The 26,988-nt window shown below is 75.9% G+C and carries 24 protein-coding genes; 12 read left to right on the plus strand and 12 right to left on the minus strand.

The genetic code is table 11. The annotated features are described in order from the left end of the window. Positions 1-8 precede the first annotated feature (8 nt). The 3 genes from ACI8AB_RS01000 to ACI8AB_RS01010 all read right to left on the minus strand — a co-directional run bounded on the left by ACI8AB_RS01000 (position 9) and on the right by ACI8AB_RS01010 (position 5,159). A complete protein-coding gene (locus ACI8AB_RS01000; RefSeq protein WP_456948607.1) occupies positions 9-2,384 on the minus strand; it encodes an ATP-binding cassette domain-containing protein in 2,376 nt (791 codons plus the stop codon). Positions 2,385-2,584: 200 nt separating this feature from the next. Beyond that, a complete protein-coding gene (gene pruA / locus ACI8AB_RS01005) occupies positions 2,585-4,210 on the minus strand; it encodes an L-glutamate gamma-semialdehyde dehydrogenase (protein WP_456948608.1) in 1,626 nt (541 codons plus the stop codon). 19 nt (positions 4,211-4,229) lie between these two features. Further along, positions 4,230-5,159 carry a proline dehydrogenase family protein gene (locus tag ACI8AB_RS01010; RefSeq protein WP_456948609.1) on the minus strand — a complete coding sequence of 310 codons (930 nt, stop codon included), beginning with the start codon at positions 5,157-5,159 and terminating at the stop codon, positions 4,230-4,232. 127 nt (positions 5,160-5,286) lie between these two features. On the opposite strand from ACI8AB_RS01010, the gene ACI8AB_RS01015 reads away from it, so the two are divergent. Next, positions 5,287-6,390, plus strand: a complete 1,104-nt coding sequence (locus ACI8AB_RS01015; RefSeq protein ID WP_456948610.1) for a PucR family transcriptional regulator — start codon at positions 5,287-5,289, stop codon at positions 6,388-6,390. Here ACI8AB_RS01015 and ACI8AB_RS01020 read toward each other — a convergent pair. Next, positions 6,288-6,863, minus strand: a complete 576-nt coding sequence (locus tag ACI8AB_RS01020; protein ID WP_456948611.1) for a hypothetical protein — start codon at positions 6,861-6,863, stop codon at positions 6,288-6,290. The two genes, ACI8AB_RS01015 and ACI8AB_RS01020, sit on opposite strands and share 103 nt — an antisense overlap. Before the next feature lie 74 nt (positions 6,864-6,937). Here ACI8AB_RS01020 and ACI8AB_RS01025 point away from each other — a divergent pair, with 74 nt between their 5' ends. The 3 genes from ACI8AB_RS01025 (at position 6,938) to ACI8AB_RS01035 (ending at position 10,586) form a co-directional block, all read left to right on the plus strand. After that, on the plus strand, positions 6,938-7,504 hold the full coding sequence (locus ACI8AB_RS01025) for a TetR/AcrR family transcriptional regulator (protein WP_456948612.1): 567 nt from the start codon (positions 6,938-6,940) through the stop codon (positions 7,502-7,504). Between the two features lie 101 nt (positions 7,505-7,605). Next, positions 7,606-8,208 carry a biliverdin-producing heme oxygenase gene (locus tag ACI8AB_RS01030; RefSeq protein ID WP_456948613.1) on the plus strand — a complete coding sequence of 201 codons (603 nt, stop codon included), beginning with the start codon at positions 7,606-7,608 and terminating at the stop codon, positions 8,206-8,208. Continuing rightward, complete coding sequence (locus ACI8AB_RS01035; RefSeq protein WP_456948614.1) at positions 8,205-10,586, plus strand: SpoIIE family protein phosphatase; 2,382 nt, start codon at positions 8,205-8,207, stop codon at positions 10,584-10,586. Before ACI8AB_RS01030 ends, ACI8AB_RS01035 begins: the two co-directional genes overlap by 4 nt. 33 nt (positions 10,587-10,619) lie before the next feature. Here the strand turns inward: ACI8AB_RS01035 and ACI8AB_RS01040 are convergent, their stop codons facing one another. The 4 genes from ACI8AB_RS01040 to idi form a co-directional block, all read right to left on the minus strand. Continuing rightward, the gene (locus ACI8AB_RS01040) at positions 10,620-10,874 is read right to left on the minus strand and encodes a hypothetical protein (protein ID WP_387985684.1); all 255 of its coding nucleotides are present in this window, start codon (positions 10,872-10,874) and stop codon (positions 10,620-10,622) included. Then, on the minus strand, positions 10,871-11,644 hold the full coding sequence (locus ACI8AB_RS01045) for an SDR family NAD(P)-dependent oxidoreductase (protein WP_387985687.1): 774 nt from the start codon (positions 11,642-11,644) through the stop codon (positions 10,871-10,873). The genes ACI8AB_RS01040 and ACI8AB_RS01045 overlap by 4 nt, the downstream gene beginning before the upstream one ends. A gap of 108 nt (positions 11,645-11,752) precedes the next feature. Then, on the minus strand, positions 11,753-12,535 hold the full coding sequence (locus ACI8AB_RS01050; RefSeq protein ID WP_456948615.1) for a polysaccharide deacetylase family protein: 783 nt from the start codon (positions 12,533-12,535) through the stop codon (positions 11,753-11,755). A gap of 104 nt (positions 12,536-12,639) precedes the next feature. Beyond that, positions 12,640-13,188 (minus strand): isopentenyl-diphosphate Delta-isomerase, encoded by a 549-nt coding sequence (idi, locus tag ACI8AB_RS01055; RefSeq protein ID WP_387985690.1) that lies wholly within the window; start codon positions 13,186-13,188, stop codon positions 12,640-12,642. Between the two features lie 59 nt (positions 13,189-13,247). Here idi and ACI8AB_RS01060 point away from each other — a divergent pair, with 59 nt between their 5' ends. After that, a complete protein-coding gene (locus ACI8AB_RS01060; protein ID WP_456948616.1) occupies positions 13,248-14,081 on the plus strand; it encodes an alpha/beta fold hydrolase in 834 nt (277 codons plus the stop codon). Between the two features lie 70 nt (positions 14,082-14,151). Next, on the plus strand, positions 14,152-14,514 hold the full coding sequence (locus tag ACI8AB_RS01065) for an Hsp20/alpha crystallin family protein (RefSeq protein WP_456948617.1): 363 nt from the start codon (positions 14,152-14,154) through the stop codon (positions 14,512-14,514). A gap of 71 nt (positions 14,515-14,585) precedes the next feature. Here the strand turns inward: ACI8AB_RS01065 and ACI8AB_RS01070 are convergent, their stop codons facing one another. From ACI8AB_RS01070 to ACI8AB_RS01080, 3 genes are read right to left on the minus strand one after another with little or no spacing between them, the layout of a single operon-like run. Continuing rightward, entirely contained in the window at positions 14,586-16,016 is a 1,431-nt protein-coding gene (locus ACI8AB_RS01070) for an ATP-binding protein (protein ID WP_456948618.1), read from the minus strand. Then, the gene (locus tag ACI8AB_RS01075; protein WP_387985700.1) at positions 16,013-17,695 is read right to left on the minus strand and encodes an FAD-dependent oxidoreductase; all 1,683 of its coding nucleotides are present in this window, start codon (positions 17,693-17,695) and stop codon (positions 16,013-16,015) included. Before ACI8AB_RS01075 ends, ACI8AB_RS01070 begins: the two co-directional genes overlap by 4 nt. Further along, positions 17,692-19,254: an MFS transporter gene (locus tag ACI8AB_RS01080; RefSeq protein ID WP_456948619.1), complete on the minus strand. Its 1,563-nt coding sequence runs from the start codon at positions 19,252-19,254 to the stop codon at positions 17,692-17,694. Before ACI8AB_RS01080 ends, ACI8AB_RS01075 begins: the two co-directional genes overlap by 4 nt. A 204-nt stretch (positions 19,255-19,458) precedes the next feature. On the opposite strand from ACI8AB_RS01080, the gene ACI8AB_RS01085 reads away from it, so the two are divergent. The 6 genes from ACI8AB_RS01085 (at position 19,459) to ACI8AB_RS01110 (ending at position 26,206) form a co-directional block, all read left to right on the plus strand. Beyond that, positions 19,459-19,659, plus strand: coding sequence for a hypothetical protein (locus ACI8AB_RS01085; protein WP_456948620.1), 201 nt, complete (start codon positions 19,459-19,461; stop codon positions 19,657-19,659). A 58-nt stretch (positions 19,660-19,717) separates the two neighbouring features. Then, positions 19,718-20,299 (plus strand): helix-turn-helix domain-containing protein, encoded by a 582-nt coding sequence (locus ACI8AB_RS01090; RefSeq protein WP_456948621.1) that lies wholly within the window; start codon positions 19,718-19,720, stop codon positions 20,297-20,299. Continuing rightward, positions 20,296-21,585 carry an MFS transporter gene (locus tag ACI8AB_RS01095; RefSeq protein ID WP_456948622.1) on the plus strand — a complete coding sequence of 430 codons (1,290 nt, stop codon included), beginning with the start codon at positions 20,296-20,298 and terminating at the stop codon, positions 21,583-21,585. The genes ACI8AB_RS01090 and ACI8AB_RS01095 overlap by 4 nt, the downstream gene beginning before the upstream one ends. Before the next feature lie 9 nt (positions 21,586-21,594). Then, positions 21,595-22,713 carry an NAD-dependent epimerase/dehydratase family protein gene (locus ACI8AB_RS01100; protein ID WP_456948623.1) on the plus strand — a complete coding sequence of 373 codons (1,119 nt, stop codon included), beginning with the start codon at positions 21,595-21,597 and terminating at the stop codon, positions 22,711-22,713. Positions 22,714-23,827: 1,114 nt separating this feature from the next. Then, on the plus strand, positions 23,828-24,826 hold the full coding sequence (locus ACI8AB_RS01105; RefSeq protein ID WP_456948624.1) for a Gfo/Idh/MocA family protein: 999 nt from the start codon (positions 23,828-23,830) through the stop codon (positions 24,824-24,826). Between the two features lie 774 nt (positions 24,827-25,600). Further along, complete coding sequence (locus ACI8AB_RS01110) at positions 25,601-26,206, plus strand: dihydrofolate reductase family protein (protein ID WP_456948625.1); 606 nt, start codon at positions 25,601-25,603, stop codon at positions 26,204-26,206. A gap of 464 nt (positions 26,207-26,670) precedes the next feature. Here the strand turns inward: ACI8AB_RS01110 and ACI8AB_RS01115 are convergent, their stop codons facing one another. Next, positions 26,671-26,874, minus strand: a complete 204-nt coding sequence (locus ACI8AB_RS01115; protein WP_456948626.1) for a hypothetical protein — start codon at positions 26,872-26,874, stop codon at positions 26,671-26,673. Positions 26,875-26,988 lie beyond the last annotated feature (114 nt).

The raw sequence follows: 26,988 nt of genomic DNA on the forward strand, positions 1-26,988 counted from the left end.
CGGGCCGGTCAGCGCGGGGCACCGTGGCGCGCCACCGAGCGCGCCAGCGCCCAGGCGGTCAGGGCCAGGAAGACCGCCGCCTGCGCGGCGAGCAGCCCCAGGTCCAGCGCCCAGCGGGAGGTGGTGGGCGTGAACAGCGGGTCCGGCTGGGGGCCGGACAGGGGCTGCAGCTGCACCGTCGCGGCCATCGCCGCGTAGCCGGCGCGGGCCGGCAGCGCCCAGGAGAACTGCTCGAGGCCCGCGCGGTCGGCCAGCGGGAACAGCCCGCCGCACAGCACCAGCTGCCCCATCACCAACGCGACCAGGGCGGGCATGGTCTGGTCGGTGGACCGGGCCAGCGCGGAGACGGCCAGCGCGGCGATGCACATCGTCACGCCCACCGCGGCCGCCGCGACGGCGACCTCCGCCTGCCCCCAGGGCAGCAGCCGCGGGTCGTCGGGGCCGGGCAGCCCGATCAGCGCCAGCAGGGTGAAGGCCACCGACTGGACCGCGACGGCCCCGCCCACGACGAGGACCTTGCTGGTGAGGTAGGCGGTCGGCGACAGGCCCACGGCGTGCTCGCGGCGGTAGATCGGGCGCTCGGCGACGAACTCCCGGACCGCGAGCGCGGCGCCCATCAGGGCCGCGCCCACCACCAGCACGATGATCCGCTGCTGCGCCTCGGCGGGGTCCCCGTCGGCCGCGCGCAGCGACAGGCCGGCCTCGCCGGGGAAGGCGTGCGCCATGACCGCGAGCACCACCGGCATCCCGACCAGCAGGGCCAGGAACAACCGGTCGGCGGCCACGACGGCGAGGTTGCGCCGGACCAGGGTGACCAGCTGGCGGACCGGTGCCGGTCGCGGCGGCGCCGGGGCCTCACCGGCCGGCGGCGGGGGCCGCGCCTCCACCGACGTCGCCCCGACGTAGGCCCGGCGGACCGGGGACGCGGCGAACCGGGCGACCCAGGCGGGGTCGTCCAGCGCCCGGAAGACCGCCGCGTGGTCGGGCACCCCGAAGAACGACAGCAGCTGCCCGGGCGGGCCGAAGAAGGCGACCCGGCCGCCGGTGGCGAGCAGCAGGACCAGGTCGCACTGGTCGAGGGCGAGCACGCTGTGGGTGACGACGAGGACCACCCGGCCGCCGTCGGCCAGCGCCCGCAGGCCCTCCATGACCTGCCGGTCCAGCCCCGGGTCCAGGCCGGAGGTGGGCTCGTCGAGGAAGAGCAGCTGCGGCGCGGTGAGCAGCTCGAGGGCGATGGAGGTGCGCTTGCGCTGGCCGCCGGAGAGCGAGTCGATCCGCTGGTCGGCCTGCTCGGACAGCCCGACCTCGGCGAGGACCCGGCGCACCCGCTCGTCCCGCTCGGCGGCGGTGGTGTCGCGGGGCAGCCGCAGGCGGGCGGCGAAGCCGAGCGCCCGCCGGACGGTGAGCTGGCGGTGCAGCACGTCGTCCTGGGGCACGAGCCCGATGAGGTGGCGCAGGTGGCCGTAGCCCTCGTACAGGTCCCGCCCGTCCCAGGTGACCCGGCCCGTGCCGGCGGGGCGCAGGCCGGTGAGGGCACCCAGGAGGGTGGACTTGCCGGCGCCGGAGGGGCCGATCACCGCCACGAGCTGGCCCGCCCGGACGGTGAGCGAGACGTCGTCGAGCAGGCGCTTGCCGCCGCGGGTGGACACGCCCAGGTGCCGGGCGCTGAGGGTCGCCGCGCGGCGGCCGGGCAGGACCGCCTCCCGGCCGTCCCAGGTGACCATCGTGCCGCCCATGCCGATGGTGTCCCCGGCGGTGAGGACCGCCGTGCCGGCCAGGCGCGAGCCGTTCAGGTAGGTCCCGTTCGAGCTGCCCAGGTCCCGCACGACGGCGGTGCCGGGTGCGTCGAGCTCGATGGCGGCGTGGCGGCGGGACACCATCGGGTCGTCGGCGACGACGACGTCGCAGGCGGGGTCGCGGCCGATGACGACCACCCGCTCCGCGGCCGGGCCGGCGTCCGCCCCCGGGCGGTGCCCCCCGGACACGGACCGGACCAGCAGCTCCGGTCCGCCGGGCCCGCCCACCCGCACCCGGTGCTCCCGGCCGGGCTCCAGCGGCACCGCCGGGCCGGGCGGCCCGCCCACCGTGCCGGGCGGCACGGCCCTCCCGTCGAGGGAGGTGCCGTTGCGGCTGCCGAGGTCCTGCAGCACCCAGCCGCGCGCCTCGTGCCGCACGGCCAGGTGGGCGCGGCTGACCCGCTCGTCCGGCAGGTGCACGTCGCTGCGGGGGTCCCGGCCCACCACCACCGCGCGGGAGCCGTCGAAGGTCCACACGCGGCCGGAGGCGGACAGCTGCACGACCGTGCCGTCCCGCGGCCGGGCCGCGACCGTCCGCGCGCCGGGCCGCCCGGGCGGGGGCGGCTGGTCGAGACGCCGACCGGCCATGACGGAGCCCCTCCTGCCCCCGTGCAGCCGGGGCCGTCGGTGCGGACCGGGACGACGGCACCGTCCCGGTCCGCCCGGCGCCCGTCAACCGCCTCGCGGTCGCCGGGCGCCGGGGATCCGGGCGGCCGGGTCCCCGGCGTGCCCGTCGTCACGCTGCGCCCGCGCTCCGCTCCCCGGCGTCCCGGGCCGGAGGCGGGCGGCTACCCCATGTGCGGGTAGCGGTGGTCGGTCGGCGGGACGAACGTCTCCTTGATCGACCGGGTCGAGGTCCAGCGCTGCAGGTTCTGCGCGGCGCCGGCCTTGTCGTTGGTACCGCTCGCGCGCCCGCCGCCGAAGGGCTGCTGCCCGACGACGGCACCGGTGGGCTTGTCGTTGACGTAGAAGTTGCCGGCCGCGAAGCGCAGGACCCGCTGCGCGTGCGCGATGGCCGCCCGGTCCTGGGCGATCACCGCGCCGGTGAGCGCGTACGGGGCCACCGACTCGAGCTGCGTGAGCACGGTGTCGTAGTCGGCGTCGTCGTAGACGTGGACGGCGAGGATCGGGCCGAAGTACTCCGTGGTGAAGACCTCGTGCTCGGGGTCCGTGCCCTCGATGACCGTCGGGCGGACGAAGAAGCCCTCGCTGTCGTCGGCCTGCCCGCCGGCGACGATCGACAGCGCGGGGTCGTCGTCGACCCGGTCGATGACGCCGGACAGCTTCGAGAACGACCTCCGGTCGATGACCGCGCCCATGAAGTTCGACAGGTCGGTGACGTCGCCCATCGTCAGGGACTCCGTCGTCGCCACCAGGTCGTCGCGCAGCCGCCGCCAGACCGAGCGCGGCACGTAGGCGCGCGAGGCGGCCGAGCACTTCTGCCCCTGGTACTCGAAGGCGCCGCGGACCAGCGCGGTGCGCAGCACGTCGAGGTCGGCCGAGGGGTGGGCGACGACGAAGTCCTTGCCGCCGGTCTCGCCGACGATCCGCGGGTAACCGCGGTAGCCGGCGATGTTCTCCCCCACCGTGCGCCACAGGTGCTGGAAGACCGGCGTCGAGCCGGTGAAGTGGATGCCGGCGAGGTCGCGGTCGGCGAGCACGACCTCCGACACCGGGATGCCGTCGCCGGGCAGCATGGTGATCACGCCCGGGGGGAGGCCGGCCTCCTCCAGCAGCCGCATGAGGAAGTGCGCGGCGAACTGCTGGGTGGGCGCGGGCTTCCAGACGACGGTGTTGCCCATGAGCGCCGGCGCGGTGGGCAGGTTGCCGGCGATCGCGGTGAAGTTGAACGGCGTGACCGCGTAGACGAAGCCCTCGAGCGGCCGGTGGTCGCTGCGGTTCCACACGCCCGGTGAGGACACCGGCTGCGCGGACACGACCTCGCGCGCGAAGTGCACGTTCCAGCGCCAGAAGTCGATCATCTCGCAGGCGCTGTCGATCTCGGCCTGGTGGGCGGTCTTCGACTGGCCCAGCATCGTGGCGGCGTTGAGCGTCTGCCGCCACGGGCCGGCCAGCAGCTCGGCGGCCTTGAGGAACACCGCGGCGCGGTCGTCCAGCGACAGGTCGCGCCAGGCCGGGGCGGCGGCCTTGGCGGTGGCCACGGCCTCCTCGGCGTCGGCGTGCGTGGCGTGCGCCGAGGTGCCGAGGACCGCGGCGTGCCGGTGCGGCTGGACGACGTCGAAGCGCTCACCGCCGGCCATGCGCTGCTTGTCGCCGATGGTGGCCGTCAGCTCCAGCGGCTCGGCCGCCAGCTCGGCCAGGCGGGTCTCGAGCTCGGCGCGCTCGGGCGAGCCGGGCGCGTAGGTGAGCACCGGCTCGTTGCGCGGCGGGGGGACGCGGGTGGTGCCGTCCACGGGGGACCTCCAGGGTGTGTCAGCGGGAGACGAGGGCGCGGAGGAAGAAGCGGAGGTTCGCCGGGCGCTCGGCCAGCCGGCGGACGAAGTAGCCGTACCAGTCGCGGCCGTAGGGCACGTAGGCGCGCACGCGGGTGCCGGAGGCGGCCAGCCGGCGCTGCTCGTCGACCCGGATGCCGTGCAGCATCTGCACCTCCCACGAGTCGGCGGCGCGCCCGTGCTCGCCGGCCAGCCGCTGGGCCAGCGCGATCATCGCCGGGTCGTGGCTGCCGACCATCGGGTAGCCGGGACCGCGCATGAGCACGCCGAGGCAGCGGGCGTAGGCGACGTCGACGTCGCGGCGGCCCTGGTGGGCGACCGACGGCGGCTCGTCGTAGGCGCCCTTGACCAGCCGCACCCGGGAGCCCGGGGTGGCCAGCGCCCGCACGTCGTCCTCGGTGCGGTGCAGCGCGGCCTGCAGCACGGCGCCGGTCTGCGGGTGGTCGCGGCGGAGCTCGGCGAGGACGGCGAGGGTGGCGTCGACGGTCGAGGAGTCCTCCATGTCGAGGGTGACCGTGGTGCCGATCCGCGCCGCGCACTCGACCACCGGCCGGACCAGCTCCAGCGAGAGGTCCTCCCCGCCCGGCAGCGCCTGGCCGAAGGCGGACAGCTTCACCGACACCTCCGCGCGCGGGCCGAGGTCCAGCGGCGCGAGCGCCTCGAGCAGGGCGAGGTAGGCGTCGCGGGAGGCGCGCGCCTCGGCGGGGTCGGTGACGTGCTCGCCGAGGTGGTCGAGGGTCACCTCGATGCCCTCGCCGGTGAGCCGGCCGACGACGGCCAGCGCGTCGGGCAGCGTCTCGCCGGCCACGAACCGCTCGACCACGCGCCGGGTCACCGGGGTGCCCACGAGCGCGCGGCGCAGCGCCGGGCGGCGGGAGGCCCCCAGCAGCAGGGTCTTCGTGGACAGCACCGGCCACCTCCGTCGTCGGTGCGCTCCCGCGGGAGTGCACGCCTGGCCCGAACGCTAGGAGCGCCCGATCGGGTCCACCAGGGACGGACGTACGGACTCCGGACGTCCGGTTTCATACAGTCGTACGGTGCGCGACGACCTGCAGGACGTGGTGGACGAGGTCGCCCGGCTGTTGCGCGCCCCGGCCACGCTCGAGGACGTCGACTTCACGCTGCTGGCCTTCGCCGCGCACCCCCTCGACGGCGGCGACACCGCGATGGACGCCGTCCGCACCCGCTCCATCCTCGGCCGCGGCTCCACCCCCGACACCCGCCGCTGGTTCGAGGACCTCGGCATCGCCACCGCGCAACGGCCGGTGCGCACCCCCGCCGACCCGGACGCGGGGATCCTCACCCGCCTGCTGCTGCCGGTCCGGCACGGCGGCCGCACCCTCGGCTACCTCTGGCTGCTCGACGGCGGCCGCACCGACCCCGACGACGACGCCGACCCGGCCCTGGCCGCGGCGGTCGCCCTCGCCGCCCGCGCGGGACGGCTGCTGGCCGGCGGGGACGACGACGGCGACCTCGGCGAGGCCCTGGCCGCGGCGCTCACCGGCACCCCGCCGGCGCGCGAGCGGGCGACGCGCACCCTGACCGCCCGGCTCGGCGAGGACACGCCGCTGGCCCTGGTCGCGCTGCGGGGCGCGCTCCCCGGGGGGTGGCGGCTCCAGCCGGCCGCGGCGGTGCCGGGCGAGGACCGCCGCGAGGTCGCCGTCCTCGTCCGGCTGGCCCGCCCCGGCGACCTGCGCCCGGCCGCGACCACCGCGTCCGCGGCCCTCGCCCGGCTGCCCGGCGGCGCGGCCGCGGGGGTGTCCGACCCCGCCGCGGGTCCCGCCGGCCTGCCCGCGTGCTGGGCGCAGGCCCGCACCGCGGCCCGGGTCGCGGCCGTGGCGCCGGGGCTCGCGCCGGTGGCCCGCTGGTCGGAGCTCGGCGGCTGGCGGGTCGCCGCGGCGCTGCCCGCGCCGGACCCGGCCGTCGCGCCGCTGCTCGCCGACCCCGTGCTGGCCGCCACGGCCGAGGCCTACCTCGACACGGGCGGCAGCGTGGTCCGGACGTCGGCGGCGCTGTCGATCCACCGGCAGACGCTGTACTACCGGCTGGGCCGGATCACCGCGCTGACCGGCCTGGACCTGGCCGACGGCGACACCCGGCTGCTGGTGCACGCCTCGCTGCGCCGCGCCCGGCTGTCCTGACCGTCCGTCTCCCGGAGCCGCTGCGCGGCGGCGGCGAGCACCCGCGGCACCAGCCGGCGGTGCACGGCCGACAGCGGCGGCCACAGCAGCCGGCCCCACGACCGCTCGTAGGACAGGCACGTCGTCCAGGTGACCCGGCGCCCGGCGGTCTGCACGACCATGGTCGCGCGCAGCGACCGGGAGGCGGTCTCCAGCCGGATCCAGTCCTCGCCGCGCCCGCCGACCCGCCAGCCCCCCACGGTGTCCGGGGAGCGCCGCGGGTCGAGCCGGAAGGCGAGCAGCCCCCGCCAGACGAACCGCTCCGCCGGGCTCGGGACGTCGCCGAACATCGCCCGGGCCCACCGGTCCGGCGTCGCCGTCGCGTCGGTGACCAGGGTGCAGCGGTCGGCGTAGTCGATCCGGGGCAGTGGGCAGACCTCCCGCGCGGACGCGGTGATCCCGCGGACCACTCCCGTGCTGGCGAGCCGGGTCATGGCGGGTCCCTCTCGTATACGGTGCCGTACAGACGACGGTAGCGGATGTGTACGGTGGCGTACAGGAGGTGGGCGTGGCGGTCGTGCGGACGCCGCGGGAGCGGTGGGTGGAGCAGGGCCTGCGGGCGCTGGCCGCGGGCGGTCCCGACGCGGTCCGCGTGGAGGCGCTGGCCAAAGACCTCGGCGTCACCAAGGGCGGCTTCTACGGGCACTTCGCCGACCGGGAGGCCCTGCTCGAGGCGATGCTCGACACCTGGGAGCGGGAGAGCACCGACGAGGTGCTCGACCGCGTCGAGCGGGAGGGCGGCGACCCGCGGACGCGCATCGCGCGGGCCGGCGTCCTCACCTTCTCCAGCGACCGCCTGCTCCCGATCGACCTCGCCGTCCGCGACTGGGCCCGCCGGGACGAGGCGGTCGCCGCGCGCCTGCGCCGGGTCGACGAGCGGCGCATGGGGCTGCTGCGCGAGCTGATCGGCACGTTCTGCGCCGACCCCGACGAGGTGGAGGCGCGCGCCCTGACCGCCTTCTGCCTGGCGATCGGCGAGCACCTCCTCGTCACCGGCCACGGCGGGCGCACCCGGGCGCAGGTCCTCGCCCGCGCCGCCGACCTGCTCCTGGACCGCCCGCCGCGGACCTCCTGACCCGCCGGAGGAGAACTGTTGCGCACTGCACCTTCTCCCCCGCGACGCTGTCCGGGGCGTGACCTACGCTCGAAGGGCTGATGGCTGCGGGAGGAGAGGCGTTGCCTCGAGACGCGGGCGGCGCCGGCGACGTCCTCCGGGACCTGCGCGCGGCCACCGCCGTGGAGCACGGACGGGTCGAGGCCACCCTCAACCTGATGGACCCCGCGCTGGACCGCGGCCGCCTGGTCACCGTCCTGGCGCGGCTGCACGCCTTCTGGGCCGTGGCCGAGGCCGGGCTGGACGACTGGGCCGCCCGCCGCCCCGCCGACGCCGCCGCCCTCGACTGGGAGCGCCGCCGTCGCACCGGTCTCTACGCCGCCGACCTGGCCGGGCTGGGCGGCTCCCCCGACGCCGGCCGGCCCGACCTGCCCGCCGTTCCGGACACCGACGCGGCGCTGGGCCGGCTGTACGTGATGGAGGGCTCGACCCTCGGCGGCACCTTCATCGACCGCCACCTGGCGGGCCTGCCGGGGCTGCCCCGGCTGCGCTGCTTCAGCCCCTACGGCGAGGACACCGGCGCGATGTGGGCCGGGTTCCGCCGGGTCACCCGGGCGCACGTCGCGGGCGCCGGGGACGCCGGGCGGGTGGTCGCCGCGGCCCGGCAGACCTTCGCCGTCCTCGCCGACTGGTGCGCCCCGGCGGCGCAGGGGGCCACCGCGTGACCGACGTCGACGCCACCTCCGGGGCGGACACCGCCGGGGCAGACGTCGCGTGGCTGTCGCCGGGTGAGCCGGTCGACCTGGACAACTGCGCCCGCGAGCCGATCCACGTCCCGGGCAGCATCCAGCCACGCGGCGTGCTGCTGGCGGTCAGCGAGCCCGACCTGGTCGTCGTCCAGGCGTCGGAGAACCTCGCCGGGCTGACCGGCGTCGTCTGGTCCGACGCGCTCGGCCGCCCGCTCGCCGACGTCCTCGGGGTCGCGCAGACGGAGGCCGTCGTCCGCTCGGCCAGCGCGTTCGGCGACCTGCGCGAGCGCAACCCGGTGGAGGTCACCCTCGACGTCGGCGGCGACCCCGTGCCGGTGGACGCGATCCTGCACCGGGCGGTGCTGGACGGCGCCCGGGACGAGCACGGGCAGCCCGAGGACGGCGACCCGCCGCTGACCAACCTCGTCGTGGAGCTCGAACCCGCGCGCGGGCCGCGGCCGTTCTCCTTCCCGAACACCTACCAGGCGGTGCGCGGGACCGTCGCCGAGCTCAACCGGGCCTCCACGCTGCAGGAGCTCTACGACATCACCGCGCGGGCGATCCGCGCCCTCACCGGCTTCGACCGGGTGATGGTCTACCGCTACGACGCCGACCACAACGGCGAGGTCGTGGCCGAGGCGAAGGCCGCGGACCTCAACTCCTTCCTCGGCCTGCACTACCCGGCCTCGGACATCCCGGCGCAGGCCCGGGCGCTGTACGAGAAGAACTGGATCCGGCTGATCAGCGACGTCGACTACGTCCCCAGCCGCATCCAGCCGGCCGCGCACCCGGCCACCGGCCGGCCGCTGGACCTCACCCTGTCGACGCTGCGCAGCGTCTCGCCGATCCACGTCGAGTACCTGCAGAACATGGGCGTGCGCGCCTCCATGTCGATCTCGCTGCTGCAGGACGACCGGCTCTGGGGCCTCATCGCCTGCCACCACTACTCCGGCCCGCACCAGCCGCCCTACGCCACCCGCGCCGCGGCCGAGTTCCTCGGCTCGACGCTGTCGCTGCGCCTGGTCGACCGCACCGCCGAGGACGAGGTGCACCGGGCGCTGCAGGTCCGCTCCACCCTGGCCTGGCTGACCGCGGCCACCCTCGACGAGGACCGCCCGCTGGCCGACACGCTGCTCGGCACCACCAGCCTGCTCGACGTCCTGCCCGCCGACGGCGTCGCGGTCTGCCTCCAGGGCAGCAGCGGCACCACGGGCGCGGAGCTGCCGGCCGACGTCCTCGAGCGGGTGGTGGCCTGGGCGGCCGCGAGCGGCGAGGACGTGGTGGCCACCGACGCCCTGCAGCGCGAGGCGCCCGGGCTCGGCGTCCCGGTCGAGGTCGCCTGCGGCGTGCTCGTGCTGCCGCTCCCTGAGGGCCAGTACGTGCTGTGGCACCGGCGCGAGGCCGTGCGGCACGTCGACTGGGGCGGCGACCCGCACAACAAGGCGATCGCCGAGCGGGAGGGCGACGACGTCCGGCTCAGCCCGCGCAAGAGCTTCGACCGCTGGCGGGAGACCGTCCGCGAGCGCTCGCACCCGTGGACACCGCAGGAGCGCGCCGAGGTGCTGCAGCTGCGCAGCCACCTGCTTGAGGCGCTCTACGCCCGCTCGCGCAGCATCGTCCGCGCCGCCGAGACGCTGCAGCGCAGCCTGCTGTCCGAGCCGCCGCAGCCCGACCACCTGCAGATGGCGGTGCGCTACGTGCCGGCCACCCGGGAGGCCCAGGTCGGCGGCGACTGGTACGACGTCTTCGTCCAGCCCGACGGCTCGACGATGCTGGTCATCGGCGACGTCGTCGGCCACGACGTCCAGGCCGCCGCCTGCATGGCCCAGCTGCGGGGGCTGCTGCGCGGCATCGCCTACGACAGCGGGGACAGCCCCGCGGCCGTGCTCGCCCGGCTCGACGCGGCGATCGAGGGGCTGCGGCTCGGCGCCATGGCCACCGTGCTGGTCGGCCGGCTCGGGCAGACCGACGACGACCGCGCCGCCGGGGTCACCCGCCTGCGGTGGGCCAGCGCCGGCCACCTGCCCCCGCTGGTCGCCGCCCCCGACGGCACCAGCGCGCCGCTGGACGGCGGCCGGCCGGGCCTGCTGCTCGGGGTGCGCCCGGAGGCGGTCCGCGCCGACGCCGAGGTGGTCCTCGCCCGCGGCTCCACCGTGCTGCTGTTCACCGACGGCCTGGTCGAGCGCCGGACCGAGGGCTTCGACGACGGCGTCACGCGGCTCGCCCGGGCGCTCGCGGAGCTGCGCGACCGGCCGGTGGACCAGGTCTGCGACGAGGTGCTGGCGCGGATGGTCCCCGACGGCGCCGAGGACGACGTCGCCCTGGTCGCCGTCCGCCTGTCCCCGGAGGCGTGAGCGGCCCCTCCCGGGATCCGGGAGGGGCCGCGTTCACGGCTGGGGGTCCGAGAAGTCGGCCTCCAGGCCGTCGTCCTGGGCGCCGCCGTCGTCGGGCAGCGGCGCCTCGTCCTCGGCGGCGCGCACCTCGGCCTCGGTGGAGTCGGGCGGGGCGTCGACGCCCCGGGTCAGCTCGGCGAGCAGGCGCTCCTCGTCGGGGCGCAGGTCGCCGCTGCCGAGGTGCTCCCCCGGCTCGCCGGCGTCCGAGCCGGAGGCCATGCCGCTGTCGGGGAGGTCGGGGTCGGTCATCGCGGGAAGTTCGGCTCGAGGCGCGGCACGACCTGCATCTCCGGCACGAACGCCGACGGGTGCAGCAGGAGCAGCGTGCGGACGGTGTCGGCCACCGCCGACGGCGGCATCATCAGGTGCCCGGGGATGCCCCACTGCTCCATCATCGGCGTGTCCATCGCCGCCGGGATGACGCTCATGACCCGCGCCGGGAAGGGCCGCTCGCTGCCGTCCTCCTGCCTCACGGCCTTCTCCCGCAGCTCGCGCTGGATGCAGCGGGTGGCGTTGAGGAAGCCGGCCTTCGAGCCGTTGTAGGCGATCGCGCCGCTGCCCGAGGTGATCGCCGACAGCGACACGACGTGCACGACGTCGGCGGTGCGGCCCTCGGGCAGGTGCTGCACCCGCTTCACGAACTCGCTGGTCAGGAAGATCGGACCCTCGCAGTTGACCGCCATGACCCGGCGGTAGTCGTCGAGGTCGATGTCGGTGATGTAGCCCGGCCGGTCGATGCCGGCCACGTTGACCAGGACGTCGAAGGCGTCGCCGTGCTGCTCGAAGAGCCGGGCCACGACCTCGCGGCGGCTCGCGTCGTCGGTCACGTCCAGCGGGACGACCTCGGCGCTGCCGCCGGCGTCGGTCACCAGCTCGCGGGTGCGCTCGCTGCCGTCGGCGTCGATGTCGGCGACGACGACGTGCGCGCCGGCCTCGGCCAGCGACACGCACGTCGCCCGGCCCAGCCCGCTGGCCCCGCCGGTGACCAGCGCCACGCGGCCCTTCAGCTCCCCTGCCACCCGTTCCTCCGTCCTCCGGCCCGCACCGGTACGCGACCAGCGGGCCCGTGATCACGATGCGTCCCCGCCACTCTCGCCGAGGTCCGCGCGGCCCGCAGGTCGGAGCGGTCAGGCCGGGGAGGACCAGACGTCGGCGAGGGTCACCGTCTGCAGCTGCCGGGTCTCGATCAGTTCCAGCAGCCGGTCGAGCACGGTGGTGATGGCCGGCTGGTTGGCGTGGCCGACGATGATCGCCCGGGCGGCGAACCACTGCTCCGCGGCGGCCATCAACTCCTCGGCGCCGATCGCGCGGGCGTCGTCGAAGGTGCCGTTCCACATCACCGTGGTGGGGTGGCCGAGGTCGGCGGCGATCGCGTCGACGCGCTCGTCGTGCGACCCGAACGGCGGCCGCCAGAACGGGGTGTCGGTGACGCCGAGGGTGCGGCGCATGAACTCCTGGTTGCGCCGCAGCTCCTCGGCCACCTCGGCGTCGGAGACGGTGGTGAGGTCCGGGTGCGACCAGGTGTGGTTGCCGAACGCGACCTCGCCGGACTCGATCAGCGGCCACAGGTCGCGGGCGTTGTCGCCCCAGGTGCGGTAGCTGCCGTTGGGGAAGAACGTCAGCCGGGTGCCGGTCTCGCGGACGAGGGTGACCAGCGCCGCGACCACCTCGCCGTTGCTGCCGTCGTCGATGGTCAGGGCCAGCTGGTTGCCCCTGCCGGGGATCTCCTCGACCACGCCGGCCGGTGCAGGGACGGCGACCAGGCCGCCCGGGCCGGTGGGGGTGGCCGCCGCGGCGGGCGGCGGGGCGACGAGGTCCGGTGCCCCCAGGTCCATCTCGGCGGCGCCGCGCCCGACGGCGGCCCCGGCGAGTCCGGTGGCGAGCAGGAGGAGGAAGCCCCGGCGGTCCACGCGGCGGACGCTAGGAGGGCGCCCCCGCGTGTCCGGCGCAGCGACACGAGCGGGCGGGCGCGCCCGCCACCGTCCGTGTCCTGCCGACTACCACCTCTCGCGCGTCAACGGCTCCTCGGGACCAGCCCGGCCTGCTCGATCAGACGCGCCTGCTCGCGGCACCAGGGCGACCACTCGTCGCGCTCGGAGTCCTCCTGGCGGCGGCGGAACGCCGTCCACTCCAGCAGCTCCCACTCCCCCACCTCGCGCGGGTCGGGGTCGGGCGTGCCGGTGAAGCGGCCCAGGTAGACCGGGCAGACCTCGTTCTCGACGACGCCGCGGAACTCGGCGCGGTAGCGGTAGCCGGGCAGCGCCGGGCGCAGGTCGGCCACCCGCAGGCCGAGCTCCTGGCCGGCGCGGCGGGCGATCGCGGCGCCGTCGTCCTCGCCGGGGCCGGGGTGGCCGCAGACGGTGTTGGTCCACATGCCCGGGAAGGTCTGCTTGTCCTCGGCGCGGCGGGTGACCAGCAGCCGCCCGTCGTCGGCGAAGAGATAGGCGGAGAACGCCCGGTGCAGCGGCGTCTCGCCGTGGTGCACCAGCGGCTTGGGCAGGGTGCCGATCGGCGTCCCGTCGTCGTCGACCAGCACGATCAGCTCCGCCGCGGTCACCGTCACCGCCCCATCCTCCCCGACGCCGGGGGTTCCGGCAGCCGCCGGGCGGGCAGGGGGAGGGCATGGAGCGGTGCCAGAACGACGGCCTCACCTTCGACGTGCACGACGACGGCCCGTCCGACGGGGAGCCGGTGGTGCTCCTGCACGGCTTCCCGCAGGACGCGAGCGCCTTCGACCGGATGGCGCCGCTGCTGCACGCCGCCGGGCTGCGCACCCTGGCCCTCGACCAGCGCGGCTACAGCCCCGGCGCCCGGCCGCCCGGGCGCTCGGCCTACCGGCTGCGCGCGGTGACCGGCGACGTCCTGGCGCTGCTCGACGCCGCCGGGCTCGAGCGGGCGCACGTCGTCGGGCACGACTGGGGCGGCGCGGTCGCGTGGGCGCTGGGGGCCTGGCACCCGGACAGGGTGCGCACGCTGACCTCGCTGTCGACCCCGCACCCGGCCGCGGTCGGGCGGGCGGTGCTCACCAGCGACCAGGGGCTGCGCTCGTCGTACATGGCCCTCTTCCAGCTCCCCGTCCTGCCCGAGCGGCTGCTGCTCGCCGGTGACGGGCGGGCGCTGCGCGGCGTGCTGGAGAACGGCGGCCTGCCCCCGGACGTCGTCGAGCGCTACGTCTCCCGGATGCGCGAGCCGGGCGCGCTGTCGAGCGCCCTGGCCTGGTACCGGGCCGTGCCCCTCGCCGCCCGCGACACCGTCGGGGAGGTGACCGTGCCGACCCTGCACGTGTGGAGCACCGGCGACACCTTCCTCGGCCGCGCCGCCACCGAGAGGACCCGCGACCACGTGACCGGGCCCTACCGGCTGGAGGTGCTCGAGGACGTGCCGCACTGGATCCCCGAGCTCGCCGCCGAGCGCACCGCCGACCTGGTGGCCGTGCACGTCCGCGGCGCCTCCTGACCCCCGGGAGTCCTCCCGGGACGTCGCGACCTGGGACCCCTTCCGCGAGCTCGAGGACCTCCACGAGCGGGTGAACCGGCTTTGGACCGAGGGGTTCGGCGGCGCCGTCGACCGCTGGTCCCCGCTCGCCGACGTCGAGGAGACCGAGGACGCCTGGTCGGTCGAGATCGAGCTGCCGGGCGTGACCCGGGACGACGTCGACATCGAGCTCAGCGACCGCAGGCTGACCGTGGCCGGAGAGGTGAAGCAGAGGGAGCGCACCGGCATCCTGCGCCGCACGACCCGCCGCGGCGGCCGGTTCTCCTGCTCCGTGACCCTGCCCGGCGACGTCGACGCCGAGCACGTCACCGCCGCGCTGTCCGACGGCGTGCTCACCGGCCGCGTGCCCGAGGCCGAGCAGGCCAGGCCGCGCCGGATCGCCATCACCGGCTGACCTCCGCGCTGCCCCGTCCGGGCGGCACCCCTCCCGCCCGGACGGGGCGGCCGCCGGCGGACGCGGACGCCTCAGCCCGCCGGCGGCTCGGACAGCGGCAGCCGCACCACGAACCGGGTGTTCCCCGGCTCCGAGCGGACCTTGATCACCCCGCCGTGCCGGTTGGTGACGATCCGCCAGGCGACGTCGAGCCCGAGGCCGGTGCCGTGGCCCACCGGCTTGGTGGTGAAGAACGGCTCGAACACCCGGCGCCGCACCGGCTCCGGGATGCCCGGGCCGGTGTCGGCGACCTCGACGACGGCGGAGTCGCCGTCGACGGCGGTGCGCAGGGTGAGCGTGCCCTCCCCCGCCATGGCGTCGAGCGCGTTGTCGACGAGGTTGGTCCACACCTGGTTGAGCTCGGCGGCGTAGGCCGGGACCGGCGGCACCGCGCGGTCGTACTCCTTGACCACGCGGATGCCCGGGCCGGTCTTCGCGCTGAGCATGACCAGCGTCGCGTCGAGCCCGGCGTGCAGGTCGGTGAGCTGGTGCGGCGTGCGGTCGACCTGCGAGTACTGCTTGGCCGCGCCGACCAGGTGGGAGATCCGCGAGGTGCTGTCGAGGATCTCGGCGAGCAGCATCTCGGTCTCGACGGTGTAGGCCAGCCAGCGCAGCGCCGGCTCGAGGAAGTCGGCGTCGACGGCGCCGGCGACCGCCTCCAGGCACTCGGTGTCCAGCCCGGCCGGGACGAACACCGCCGCCAGCTCCCACGGCCGGTCGACGTCGTGGTCCTCGAGCCAGTCGCCGAGCTCGTCCTCCCGGTCCGACCGCTCCAGCGCGCTCAGCTCGACCGCGCTGCCGATGCCCGCGACGAACCGCTCCTGCAGCTCGGTCAGCCGGCGCAGCTGCGAGCCGTCGAAGGTGCCGTCGGCCAGCAGCGCGAGCTTGTGCCGCATGCCCGCGACCCGCTCGCGCAGCGCCGCGGTGGCCCGGGACGCGGCCGCGGCCGGGTTGTTGAGCTCGTGGGTGAGCCCCGCGGTCAGCTTGCCCAGCGCCAGCAGCCGCTCCCGCTGGCCGACCAGCTCCTCGGAGTTGCGCGTGCCCAGGAACAGGCCCTGCAGCAGGTGGACGGCCATCGGGTACCAGCGGCGGAACACCGCGGCGAACTCGGCCGCGGGCAGCGCCAGGAAGGTGCAGTCGGTGACCGCGCGCACCGTCGCCGGGTAGACCTGCGGGACCTGGTCGCCGAGGTAGAACTGCACCGCGCCGCTGTACACGCCCGGCTGGTCGGTGCGCACGGTCTCCACCTCGTCGCGCCCCACGCGCCGGACCATCCGCAGGGTGCCGGTCAGGAGCACGTAGAAGCACTCGGCCGGCTCGCCCTCCGTGGAGACGTCGCTGCCGGCGGGGAACGCGACGACGTCGCCGGTCTCCGAGACCCACGCCAGCTGCGCCTCGTCGAGGTCGGCGAACAGGAACAGCTCGCGCAGCCGCGCGGGCTCCAGGCGGGCGGGCGCGGTCACCGCTCCTCCAGGTAGCGGTGCACCAGCGTGACCGCCATGGCGCCCTCGCCGACGGCGGAGGCCACCCGCTTCACCGACTGGGCGCGGACGTCGCCGGCGACGAACACGCCCGGGACGCTGGACTCGAGGAAGAACGGGTCGCGCTGCAGGCGCCAGCCCGGTGGCCGCTCGCCGTCGACGAGCAGCTCCGGGCCGGTGAGCACGAACCCGCGCTCGTCGCGGGCGAGGACGCCGTCGAGCCAGTCGGTGCGCGGCTCGGCGCCGATGAAGACGAACAGGTGCGACGTGGGCACGGTCTCCACCCGGCCGGAGCGGTCGGTGAGCTCGACCTGCTCCAGGTGGTCGTCGCCCAGCACGGCGGTCACGGTGGTGCCGGTCCGGACGACGACGTTCGGGATCGCGGCCAGCTGCTGCACCAGGTAGTGCGACATGGACGTCTCCAGCGAGGAACCGCGGACCACCAGCGTGACGCAGCTGGCGTGCCGGGAGAAGAACACCGCCGACTGCCCGGCCGAGTTCGCCCCGCCGACGACGTACACGGGCTGGTCGGCGCAGGCCTCGGCCTCGGTCAGCGCCGAGCCGTAGTAGACGCCGCGGCCGGTGAACCCGTCGGCGCCCGCGGCCGGCAGCGTCCGGTAGGCGACGCCGGTGGCCAGCACGACCGCGTGCGCGGCGATGCTGCCGCCGTCGGCGAAGTGCACCACCCGGGCCGAGCCGCGGACCTCGAGCGCGGTCACCTTGCGGGCGGTGAGCACCTCGGTGCCGAACCGGATGGCCTGCCGCCGGGCACGCTCGGCCAGCTGCCCGCCGGAGACGCCGTCGGGGAAGCCGAGGTAGTTCTCGATCCGGCTGCTCTGCCCGGCCTGCCCGCCGGTGGCCTGCCGCTCCACCAGCACCGTGCGCAGCCCCTCGGAGGCGCCGTAGACGGCGGCGCCGAGCCCGGCGGGACCCCCGCCCACGACGACGAGGTCGTAGAAGTCGGTGCTCGGCTCGACCGTGAGGCCGACCGCGGCGGCGAGCTCCGCCTCGGTCGGCGCCAGCAGGGCCTCCCCGCCCGGCGGCACCACGACCGGGACGTCGTCGGGACCCGCGCCGGCCGCGGCGAGCAGCCGCCGCCCCTCGGGCTCCTCGACGCTGTACCAGCGGTACGGGACGGCGTTGCGGGCCAGGAAGTCGCGGGCGGCGAACGACGGCGCCGACCAGTGGTGGCCGACCAGCTTGACGTCCTCGACGGCGGTGTCCGGGCTGGCCTCCCAGGAGGCGACCATGGCGTCGACGACCGGGTAGAGCTTCTCCTCCGGTGGCTCCCACGGCTTGAGCAGGTAGTGGTCGACGTCGACGAGGTTGATCGCCTGGATGGCGGCGTCGGTGTCGGCGTACGCGGTGAGCAGCGCGCGGCGCGCGCGGGGGAACAGGTCCATCGCCTGCTCGAGGAACTCGATGCCGTTCATCCCGGGCATCCGGTAGTCGGCGAGCACCGCCGCCACCCGGTCCCCACGCAGCTTGAGCTCCCGCAGCGCCCCGAGCGCCTCCTCGCCGGAGGAGGCGCGGACCACCCGGAACCGCTCGCCGTAGTGGCGGCGCAGGTCGCGCGCGACCGCCCGGGACACCCCGGGGTCGTCGTCGACGGTGAGCAGGACGGGCCGGGCCCGCCCGGCGGCCTCGGGGGCCTGGGTCACTGGTCCTCCAGGGGTTCGGGGCCGCGGGGACCGCCCCCGCGGGCCGGGCGGGAGCCCACGGGCTCGCGCGGGTGCAGCTGCGGGCCCTCGACGTTGCAGTGCGCGTACTCCTCGACCGGCAGCCGACCGCCGGGTCCGGGCTCCGCCGTGCGCAGCGGCCGGCGGATCCCCGCGAGGGCGACGAGCGCGCCCGCGACCAGCAACGCGGCGCAGACGAGCACCGCCGTCCGGAAGCCGGACCCGAAGGCGGCGGGGTCGGTGTAGTCGTCCCCGCCGATGCCCGCCACGACCGGGACGACGGCCACCGCGAGCAGGCTGGCGGCCCGCGCGACGGCGTTGTTGACCCCGGACGCGACGCCGGCGTAGCGGTCGTCGGCGGAGTCGAGGACGGTCGCGGTGAGGGGGGCGACCAGCAGGGTCAGCCCGGCGCCGAACGCGACGGTGGCCGGCAGGACGTCGAGCGGATAGGAGGCGTCCTCGCCGATCCGCAGCATCAGCAGCAGGCCCGCGGCCGACAGCAGCGGCCCGGAGGTCATCAGCGGCCGCGGCCCGATCCGCTGGGCGAGGGCGCCGACCCGCGAGGAGAACAGCAGCATGAGCACGGTGACCGGCAGCAGCGCGGTCCCGGCCAGCAGCGGGCTGTAGCCGGACACGACCTGCAGCTGCAGCACCAGCAGCACGAAGACGACCCCGAGCGGGGCGTAGACCAGCAGCGTCACCACGTTGGCGGAGGTGAACTGGACGCTGCGGAAGAGCACGGGCGGCACCAGGGGGTGGCGGGAGCGGCGCTGCACGGCGACGAAGGCGGCCAGCGCGACCACCGCGGCGACCCCCCAGGCCCACACCGCCGGCCCGGGGGCGGGCCCGCCGGCGGCGGTGAGGGCGTAGGTGAGCCCGCCGAGGCCGACGACCACCAGGACGGTCCCGGTCCAGTCCAGGCCCGGTGCGGCGGCGGGGTCGCGGGTCTCGGGCACGTGCCGGGCCGCGACGACGACGATCACCGCGGCCACCGGCAGGTTGACCAGGAAGACCGCCCGCCAGCTCCACTCCACCAGCCAGCCGCCGACGAAGGGCCCGACCGCGCCGGCCACCCCGCCCAGCCCCGACCACGCGCCCACCGCCGCGGCCCGGTCCTCCCCGGCGAAGGACGCCGAGATGATCGCCAGGCTGCCCGGGGTCAGCAACGCTCCCCCGACCCCCTGCAGCGCGCGGGCGACGACGAGCGTCCCGGTGTCCGGCGCCAGCCCGCACAGCAGCGACGCGGCGGCGAACCAGACGACGCCGACGACGAACACGCGCCGCCGGCCGAACCGGTCGCTCAGCGAGCCGCCGAGCAGGATCAGCGAGGCGAGGGTGAGGGTGTAGGCGTTCACCGTCCACTGCAGCCCGGTGAACCCGGCGCCGAGGTCGGCCCCGATGCGCTCGAGGGCCACGTTGACCACCGTGCTGTCCAGCAGCGCCAGGCTGGAGCCCAGGACGGTGGTCAGCAGCACCCACCGCCCCTGCGGGGTGCCCATCCGCAGGCCCTCCGCCGGGGTCGGCCGCACCCGGGACGTCACGTGAGCGCCACCTCGATCCCCCACCGGTGCCGGGCAGCGGGAGAGCGCTGCTCCGAGGCCCGGCGACGTCGGCGGATGCCTGTGGCCGCGAGCCTCGCCCCGCCGGTCGCGGGCTGTCAATCACCCCGGGCGGCGGGCCCGGGCGCATGGACGCCGCCCGTCCGGGGCACCCCGTGCCCCCACCCCCGACCCCAGGGAGCCACCATGTCGCCCGCCACCACGCCCCGCCGCCGCAACTGGCGCCTGGCCGCCGTCGGCCTCGCCCTCGCCGCGTCCCCGTGGACCGTCGCCGCCTGCGGTTCCGACGTCGTGGACGACGACGTGCAGCAGAACGTCGAGGAGGGCGTCGACGAGGCCGAGCAGGAGGTCGAGGACGCCACCGACGGCGAGGACTCCGACGGCTGACGCCACGGGATGCAGAGACCTCTTTGCAAAGAGGTCTCTGCATCCCTAGTCTGGCGGCGTGTCCGACCCCGCCCCCGAGGAGACCGTCGACGTCACCGACCCGCGGACGCTGCGGGCGCTGGCGCACCCGATCCGCACCGGGCTGCTCGCCCTGCTGCGGTCGGAGGGACCGTCCACGGCCTCCCGGCTGGGCCAGCGCCTGGGCGAGAGCAGCGGGACGACCAGCTACCACCTGCGCCAGCTCGCGGACCTCGGCTTCGTCGAGGAGGTGGCCGGCCAGGGCACCGCGCGGGAGCGCTGGTGGCGCGCCCGGCACCGCAGCACCCGCTGGCGCACCGAGGACCTGGTCACCCGGCCCGGCGGCCGCGAGGTCGTCGAGGAGCTGACCCACCAGTCGCTGGGCCGGCAGCGCCGGATGCTCGCCGCGCACGCCGAGCAGCGGGAGGCCCTCGAGCCCGTCTGGCGCGACGCCGTCTCGCTCAACGACTGGGCGCTGCACCTGTCGCCGGAGGCCACCGCGGCGCTCACCGAGGAGCTCAACGGCGTGCTCGCCCGCTGGCGGGCCGAGCGCGAGGAGCCCGGTCAGCCGCTGGTGCACGTCCTGCTGGACCTGTTCCCGCTCACCGAGGACCCGGCGTGAGCGCGCCGCTGACCGTGCGCTCCGCCGGCCGCCGCTTCGTCGGGCTGACCGCGCTGCGCTGGCTGCCGATCGGGCTCGCCGCGCCGGTGTCCGTGCTGCTGGCCGCCTCCCGCGGGCTGTCGCCGGCCGACGTCGGCGTCGTCGTCGCCGTCTACTCGCTGGTCACCCTCCTGCTGGAGCTGCCCACCGGCGGGCTGGCCGACGCGATCGGCACCCGGCAGGTGCTCGTGCTGTCCGGGCTGATGACCGCCGCCGGGCTGGTCACCTCCGCCCTCGCGCACTCCGTCGCGGCGTTCGCGGTGGCGTGGGCGCTCAAGGGCGTCGGCCGGGCGCTGGACTCCGGGCCGCTGGAGGCCTGGTACGTCGACGCCGTCCGCGCCGCCGACCCGTCCGCGGACGTGACCCCGGGCCTGTCCCGCGCGGGCGCCGCCGACGGGGCAGGCCTGTGCCTGGGCGCGGTGCTCGGCGGGCTGCTGCCCCTGGTGGCCGACGGCTCGGGCGACGCGGTGCTCGTGCTGCCGGTGCTGGCCGCCACGGGGGTCGCCCTGCTGTCGGTGGCCGCCGTCGCGGCGCTCGTCGTCCCGGTGGCTCCCGCGCGGCACGCGGGGGTGGCCGCCCTGCGCGCCGGCGTCCGGGAGGTGCCCGCGGTCGTCCGCGACACCGCGCGGCTGGTCGTCCGCGACCGGGTGCTGCGCCGGCTGCTGGCGATCTCGCTCCTGGTCGGCTGCACGCTGAGCACGCTCGAGCTGGTGGGGCCGCTGCACGTCGCCGCGCTCACCGGCGACGACGCCGAGGGCGCCGCGGTGTTCGGCGTGGTGATGGCGGTGTCGTACGCGGCGGCCGGGGTCGGGGCGCTGCTCGCGCCGCTCGCCCGCCGGGCGGCGCGCGGGTCGGCGGGCGTGGCGACGGCGGGGCTGGCCCTGCTCGGCGCGCTCGCCGTCGCGGTCGTCCCCCTCGGCGGGCCGCCGGCGCTGGGCGGGCTGTTCACCGTCTTCTACGTGGGCAACGCCGCGGCGTGGCCGCTGTGGAAGGACGCGCTGCACGCGCGGGTGGCCGCCGGGCAGCGGGCGACCGCGCTGTCGGCGTCGTCGCTGACGCTGCAGGTCGGCGGCCTGCTCGCCAGCCTGCTGGTGCTGCGGCTGGCCGACGCCCTGGGCACCGCGACCGGGTTCTGGGTGGCTGCGGGGGCACTGCTCGTCGTCGCGGCGGTGTCGCTGGGTCTGCGCTCCGGCGCGGCGGCCGCCTCGGGGCCGGCCTCCCCGGTTGCCTCGCGGCAGCGCGGGTAGCGGCGGGGCATGGCTGATCTCCCCCGCGACCACCTGAAGGGCCTCCGGGTCGCCGTCACCGGCGCGAGCGGCAACGTCGGGACGGCACTGCTGCGGCGGCTGACCGCCCCGGGCAGCGGGGTGGCCGAGGTCCGCGGTCTGGCCCGCCGGCAGCCGCCGGACACCGCTCCCTACGACTCCGTCACCTGGTACACCGCCGACCTCGGCGAGACCTCCAGCGAGCAGGCGCTGACCAACCTGCTCGAGGACGTCGACGCCGTCGTCCACCTGGCCTGGGTGCTGCAGCCGGGCCGCAAGCCGGACGCGCTGCACGAGGCGAACGTCAACGGCACCCGCCGGGTGGTGCGCGCCGCGGTGGCGGCGGGGGTGGGGCACGTCGTGCACATGTCCTCGCTCGGCGCCTACGCCGCCGGGGCCGGGGACCGGCCGGTCACCGAGGACTGGCCGGTCACCGGCATCCCGAGCTCCCAGTACAGCCGGCAGAAGTCCGAGGCCGAGCGGGTGGTGCGCGAGGTGGTCGGGCGGAGGAGGGACGTCACGCTGACCGTCGTCCGCCCGACCCTGGTCCTGCAGCCGGAGGCGGCCAGCGAGATCGGCCGCTACTTCCTCGGGCCGCTGCTGCTCGGCGCCGCCCGGCTGGTGCCCGGGCAGGTGGCCTCGCTGCTGCCGCTGCCCCTGCCGTCGCTGCGGGTCGGCTTCATCCACGCCGACGACGTCGCCGACGCCATCACCCGCATGCTCGACCGGCGCGCGCCCGGCCCGTTCAACCTCTCCGCCGACCCGGCTCTCGACGCCGACGGGATCGCCCGCGCGCTCGGCACCACCCGGATCCCGGTGCCGGCGACGGTGCTGCGCGCCGGGCTGAGCGCGGCCTTCCACGCGCGCCTGGTGCCCACCGAGCCGGGCTGGCTGGACCTCGCCCTGAAGTCGCCGGTGCTCGAGACCGCCCGCGCCCGCACCCAGCTGGACTGGCAGCCGGCCTACCGCGGCGACGACTCCCTGCGCCAGTTCGTGGCCGCGCTCGGCCGCGGCGAGGGTGGCCCCGGCCCGCTGCTGGCCGCGACCGGCGGCAGGGAGCACGACCCGGGCGGCGACCCGTCCAACGTGCCGGACCACCGCCCGGGCTGACAGGGCACTGACCCGGGCACTCCACCGTCCACGGACCTTGCCCCGCTCTCTCTTCGATCCTGTGATCGAACACGTGGCGGGGTCGGCGGGACGGGCGCTCGACGCTCCTGCCGCGCCCGCTCCTCCGGTGGGCCGGGCACCCGGTCCACCGGGTGAGGTCCAGGCCACCGGACCGCGCGGTCGACGCGGCGGGCGAGGCACTGCTGACGTTCGAGCGCGCGCTCGGCCACGCCCGCCGGACGGTCCACACGACGGAGCGCGCCGACGCCGCCGACGCGACCACCTGGACCGTCGGCCCCGCCGGCCGGGTGTCGACGGCACCGGACGCGCTCGCCGCCCTGACCGTCGCCGCGGACGACGACCGGGCCGCGCTGGCCGACCTGCTCGGCCGGACCGCCGGCGGCGGGCTCGCGGACCGGCCCCGCATCGCGCTCACCGACGCCGTCACCGGCGCCCTGCTCGCACTCACCGACCTGCCCGCACTGCGACGCGTGGGCACATGTGGCCGCGCCGCAGTGCCGGCGCGCCCCCGACACCTGCGACCACGACCTCACCGCCCGCCCCGGCCTGGGCGTCCCGGCCGACAGCCCGGAGTACCGGCCCGGCACCGCGCTGGACCGCCACGTCCGCGCCCGCGACCGGCGCTGCCGCTTCCCCGGCTGCCGCCGCGGCGTGCGCGGGAGCGGGGAGCTCGACCCGTCCGCCCCTGGCCCGGGGGCCCGACGTCAGCAGCCAACCCGGCCGGCTCCTGCACCACGCACCACCGCGGCGAGCACCAGGCCCCCGGCTGGACCCACCGGCTCGCTCCGGACGCGGACCTCGTCGTCACCACGCCGTCCGGCCTCACCGCCGCGACCACCCCGCCGCCCTGCTGAGCCTGCCGTGACCAGGACCGGGTAACCGGCTCAGGGCTCGTCCTCACCTGTGTCCCTGAAGGCGGCCTCGGAGACACTCCGACCCGTGTCGGCGCTGACCGGATCGGCGCGATGCTCCATGTGGGCTTCACCGCACCGCCGCGCGGCTCGATGAGTTCTGCGATCGCTGGTGTGCAGGCCGCCGGTGGGTCTAGCGTTGCCGTGCCACTCGGTGGACATCCCTGTGCTGTGGAGTGCAGATGGACGCGGTGCGCATCGGTGTGTTGGGTGCGGCTCGGATCGTGCGGATGGCACTGCTGGGGCCCAGCCGGCGGGTTGCCGGCGTGGAGGTGGTCGCGCTCGCGGCCCGTGATCCCGCACGAGCGGCGGCATACGCCGAGCGCAACGGCATCCCGCGCGTGCACCCCACGTATGACGACGTGCTCGCCGACCCCGCGGTCGACGCGGTGTACGTGCCGCTCCCGGCGGCTCTGCACGGGCGCTGGACCCTGGCGGCCGTCGCGGCCGGGAAGCACGTGCTCTGCGAGAAGCCGTTCACGGCGAACGCCGCCCAGGCTGAGGAGGTTCTCGAGGCCACCTCGTCGTCTCCATGCGTGGTCATGGAGGCGTACCACTCGCACTACCACCCCGCGCTGGAGCGACTCGTCGCGATCCTGGCGTCCGGGGAGCTCGGCACGATCCGCACGGCCGCCGCCGCCTTCGCCGTCCCGCTGCCGCCCGGCGGCAACATCCGCTACGACCTGACGCTCGGCGGTGGCGGCCTCCTCGATGTCGGCTACTACCCGGTGCGGGTGCTGCGGGAGCTCTTCGACTCGGAGCCGGAAGTGGCCTGGGCGCGCGCTACGGCGCCGAACGGAATCGATCGACGGGTCGACGCCGGGCTGCTCTTCGACGGCGGCGTCCGGGCCACCGTGCTCTCGTCACTGTGGTCGCGTCGCCTGATCGACTCACATCTCGACGTCGTCGGCGACGCGGGGCGCATGCGGGTCATCAGCCCGTACCACCCTCAGCTGCGGGTCGCGCGTATCCGAGTCCGAGGGGCCGCGGGCGTGCGGATCGAGCGCCCCGTTCGCCGGTCCACCTACGACTACCAGCTGGAGGCGTTTCGGGACGCGGTGCGCGGCGACGGGTCGGTCCCGACGGACGCCTCGGCCGCGCTGGCGCAGATGCGTGTGCTCGACTCGATCTACCGCGCGGCCGGGCTCGACCCGCGCTCCACCCCTACCGCTCCTGTCTAGCCTGGCGCACCAAGGCGCTCGGGTACAGGACGCTGTGAAGCAATCAATCCGCGGGCCCAGTCATCCTGGCCGGGACACCTGAACGTGTCCCGAAGTGGGCCGCTTGGGGACACACCGGCGACCGACGGATCGGTGAACGTCAGTTGGACCGGTGCGTTCCTCGGAGGCGGATTCGGGGTGTCACCACGACCGCGGGGCTCACTGCTGTCTGAAAGCCTCAGCACGATCAGCCGAAGATGGTCGGCCCGAGGCCCGGCGGAGAGTTTCGCGGAAGGGCAAGTATGTGATCGTCGCGACCCTTTCCGCAGCGACGGCACACCTGATCTCGGTATCGATCCGGCCCCTGGTGCTCGTCGCGAGGATGCGCGTACACGTAAGAATGCGCCCCGAGTCGGCATACCACGGGCTTCCTGGCCATGAGGGGCGCTACGTCTTGGGACCTCCCGCCTCCAGAGTCGAAGGCCCCTCGCCCGCTGCTCCGCAGGATCCACGCCAGCATTGCCCGTCGCGACTGACGACGATGCCCTCGCCACTGTCGGTGCTGCACAAGCCTTCCGCGCCGTGACGCTGGCCATGCGGCGGCGTGGGGGAGGGTGCCACGACCGCAGGATCCCGTCATCGCCGATGCGGACCCTCACCTGCTCCACGTCGAGATCCACCTGCTGGAACTCGGCACGTTGCAGAGTCATGGGTCTCGTCACCTCACAGCGCGGCCGATGAGTTCGTGGCTCCAGGCCGGTCCAAGCTCGTGACACTCGAGGAAGGGACACCGCCGTGTCGGAGCTTCTCGTCGATTTCATCACCTCCCTGGACGGCTACGCATCGGGAGAGGGCTGGCCCGGGTTCTGGGGCCTCGAGGGCCCGGAGTACCTCGCCTGGCTCGGCGAGCAGCCCGAGGTCACCTACCTGATGGGAGCGAACACCTACCGCCTGATGTCGGGCTTCGCCGCCGGCGAGGTCCCGGATGGCCAGGACGAGTTCAGGCCCGAGGAAGAGGCGTCCGTCGATGAGCTCACGCAGGCGTCCAAGGTGGTGTTCTCCTCCTCGCTCGAGGAGCCACTGACGTGGGCCAACTGCACGCTCGTCCGCGACGACGCCGTCGAGACGGTCCGTGCCATGAAGGAGAACGGCTCGGGGCTCCTCAGCACGATCGGCAGCCTCAGCCTGTGCCGGTCCCTGCTACGGGCCGGACTCGTCGACCGCTTCCGGGTCGGGATCTTCCCGGTGATCACCGGGGCCACGGGCGCCGAACGCATCTACGACGGCTATCCGGACGTCGCCCTCGAGATGATCGACCACCGCACCTTCGACGGCCGCATCCAGCTGGTCGAGTACAGACCCTGCGTGCTCGAGCACCCGCCGCTCGGCGCCCCTACGTGACATCGGCCCGTCCGCCGGCCCGGGCGGCCGCCCGGACCACAGACCGCGGTCGACCGGCTCGGTCATGGGAATGCCAGCGTCTGACCATTCGGCTCGGCGACGATGGCGCCTGTCTCGCTTCAGACCCCACGTCCTCAGCCTTGAAGCGTGTCCGATGGTGGGCCGCTTGGGACTGTGGTCGGCCGGCGAACCCGGCGGACCGCGTCGACGGAGTCTGCTCACGTGCAGCCGTGACGGCGACTCCCCTGACGTACCGGGTGCGGCGGTGCTGCCCTGACACCTCGCCCGGCCCCTCGACGGCCGACGTCGCCCGGGCCGGCGTGGCGCCCCGGCGGGTGTCAGCGGCCGGGAACGTCCACGCAGGCCGAGGGCGGCGCAGGGCGCACAGCGCGGAGGAGACGTTGCCTCGGGCTGTCAGGAGGAGCCGCCGGGTCCGCGGGCGAGGAGGATCGGCCGGTCAGGGCTCAGGCGGTGGCCCGCGCCCGTACGGCGATGACCACGAGGGCGATGGCGAGGGCCAGCAGGAGGAGCAACAGCAGCAGCGGCGCGAGTACGGCGAGCACTACCAGCGCCCCGATCACCAGGATCTTCATCGGCGTGCTCAGCGCGGCGAACCAGGCCTTGATCGCCGCGAGCACCGGGTTGCGGCCGGTCAGGACGGCTCGCAAGGCGGCCCACGCGGCCCGCTGTAGCCCGCTGCCGCGGCCGGCGAGGCCGTGCAAGGCCGCGGCTATCCGGGGTGACAACCGACGGATCATGCGCCGGACCGTCCGCCTCAGACG

The sequence above is a fragment of the Geodermatophilus sp. SYSU D00698 genome (genome assembly GCF_054050335.1).

Bases quoted from the DNA above. Each gene is read 5' to 3' on its own strand.
- ACI8AB_RS01105 (WP_456948624.1), top strand. From the start codon at position 23,828: ATGGACGCGGTGCGCATCGGTGTGTTGGGTGCGGCTCGGATCGTGCGG.
- ACI8AB_RS01060 (WP_456948616.1), top strand. From the start codon at position 13,248: ATGGAGCGGTGCCAGAACGACGGCCTCACCTTCGACGTGCACGACGAC.
- ACI8AB_RS01040 (WP_387985684.1), bottom strand. From the start codon at position 10,874: ATGACCGACCCCGACCTCCCCGACAGCGGCATGGCCTCCGGCTCGGAC.
- ACI8AB_RS01000 (WP_456948607.1), bottom strand. From the start codon at position 2,384: ATGGCCGGTCGGCGTCTCGACCAGCCGCCCCCGCCCGGGCGGCCCGGC.
- ACI8AB_RS01020 (WP_456948611.1), bottom strand. From the start codon at position 6,863: ATGACCCGGCTCGCCAGCACGGGAGTGGTCCGCGGGATCACCGCGTCC.
- ACI8AB_RS01100 (WP_456948623.1), top strand. From the start codon at position 21,595: ATGGCTGATCTCCCCCGCGACCACCTGAAGGGCCTCCGGGTCGCCGTC.
- ACI8AB_RS01085 (WP_456948620.1), top strand. From the start codon at position 19,459: ATGTCGCCCGCCACCACGCCCCGCCGCCGCAACTGGCGCCTGGCCGCC.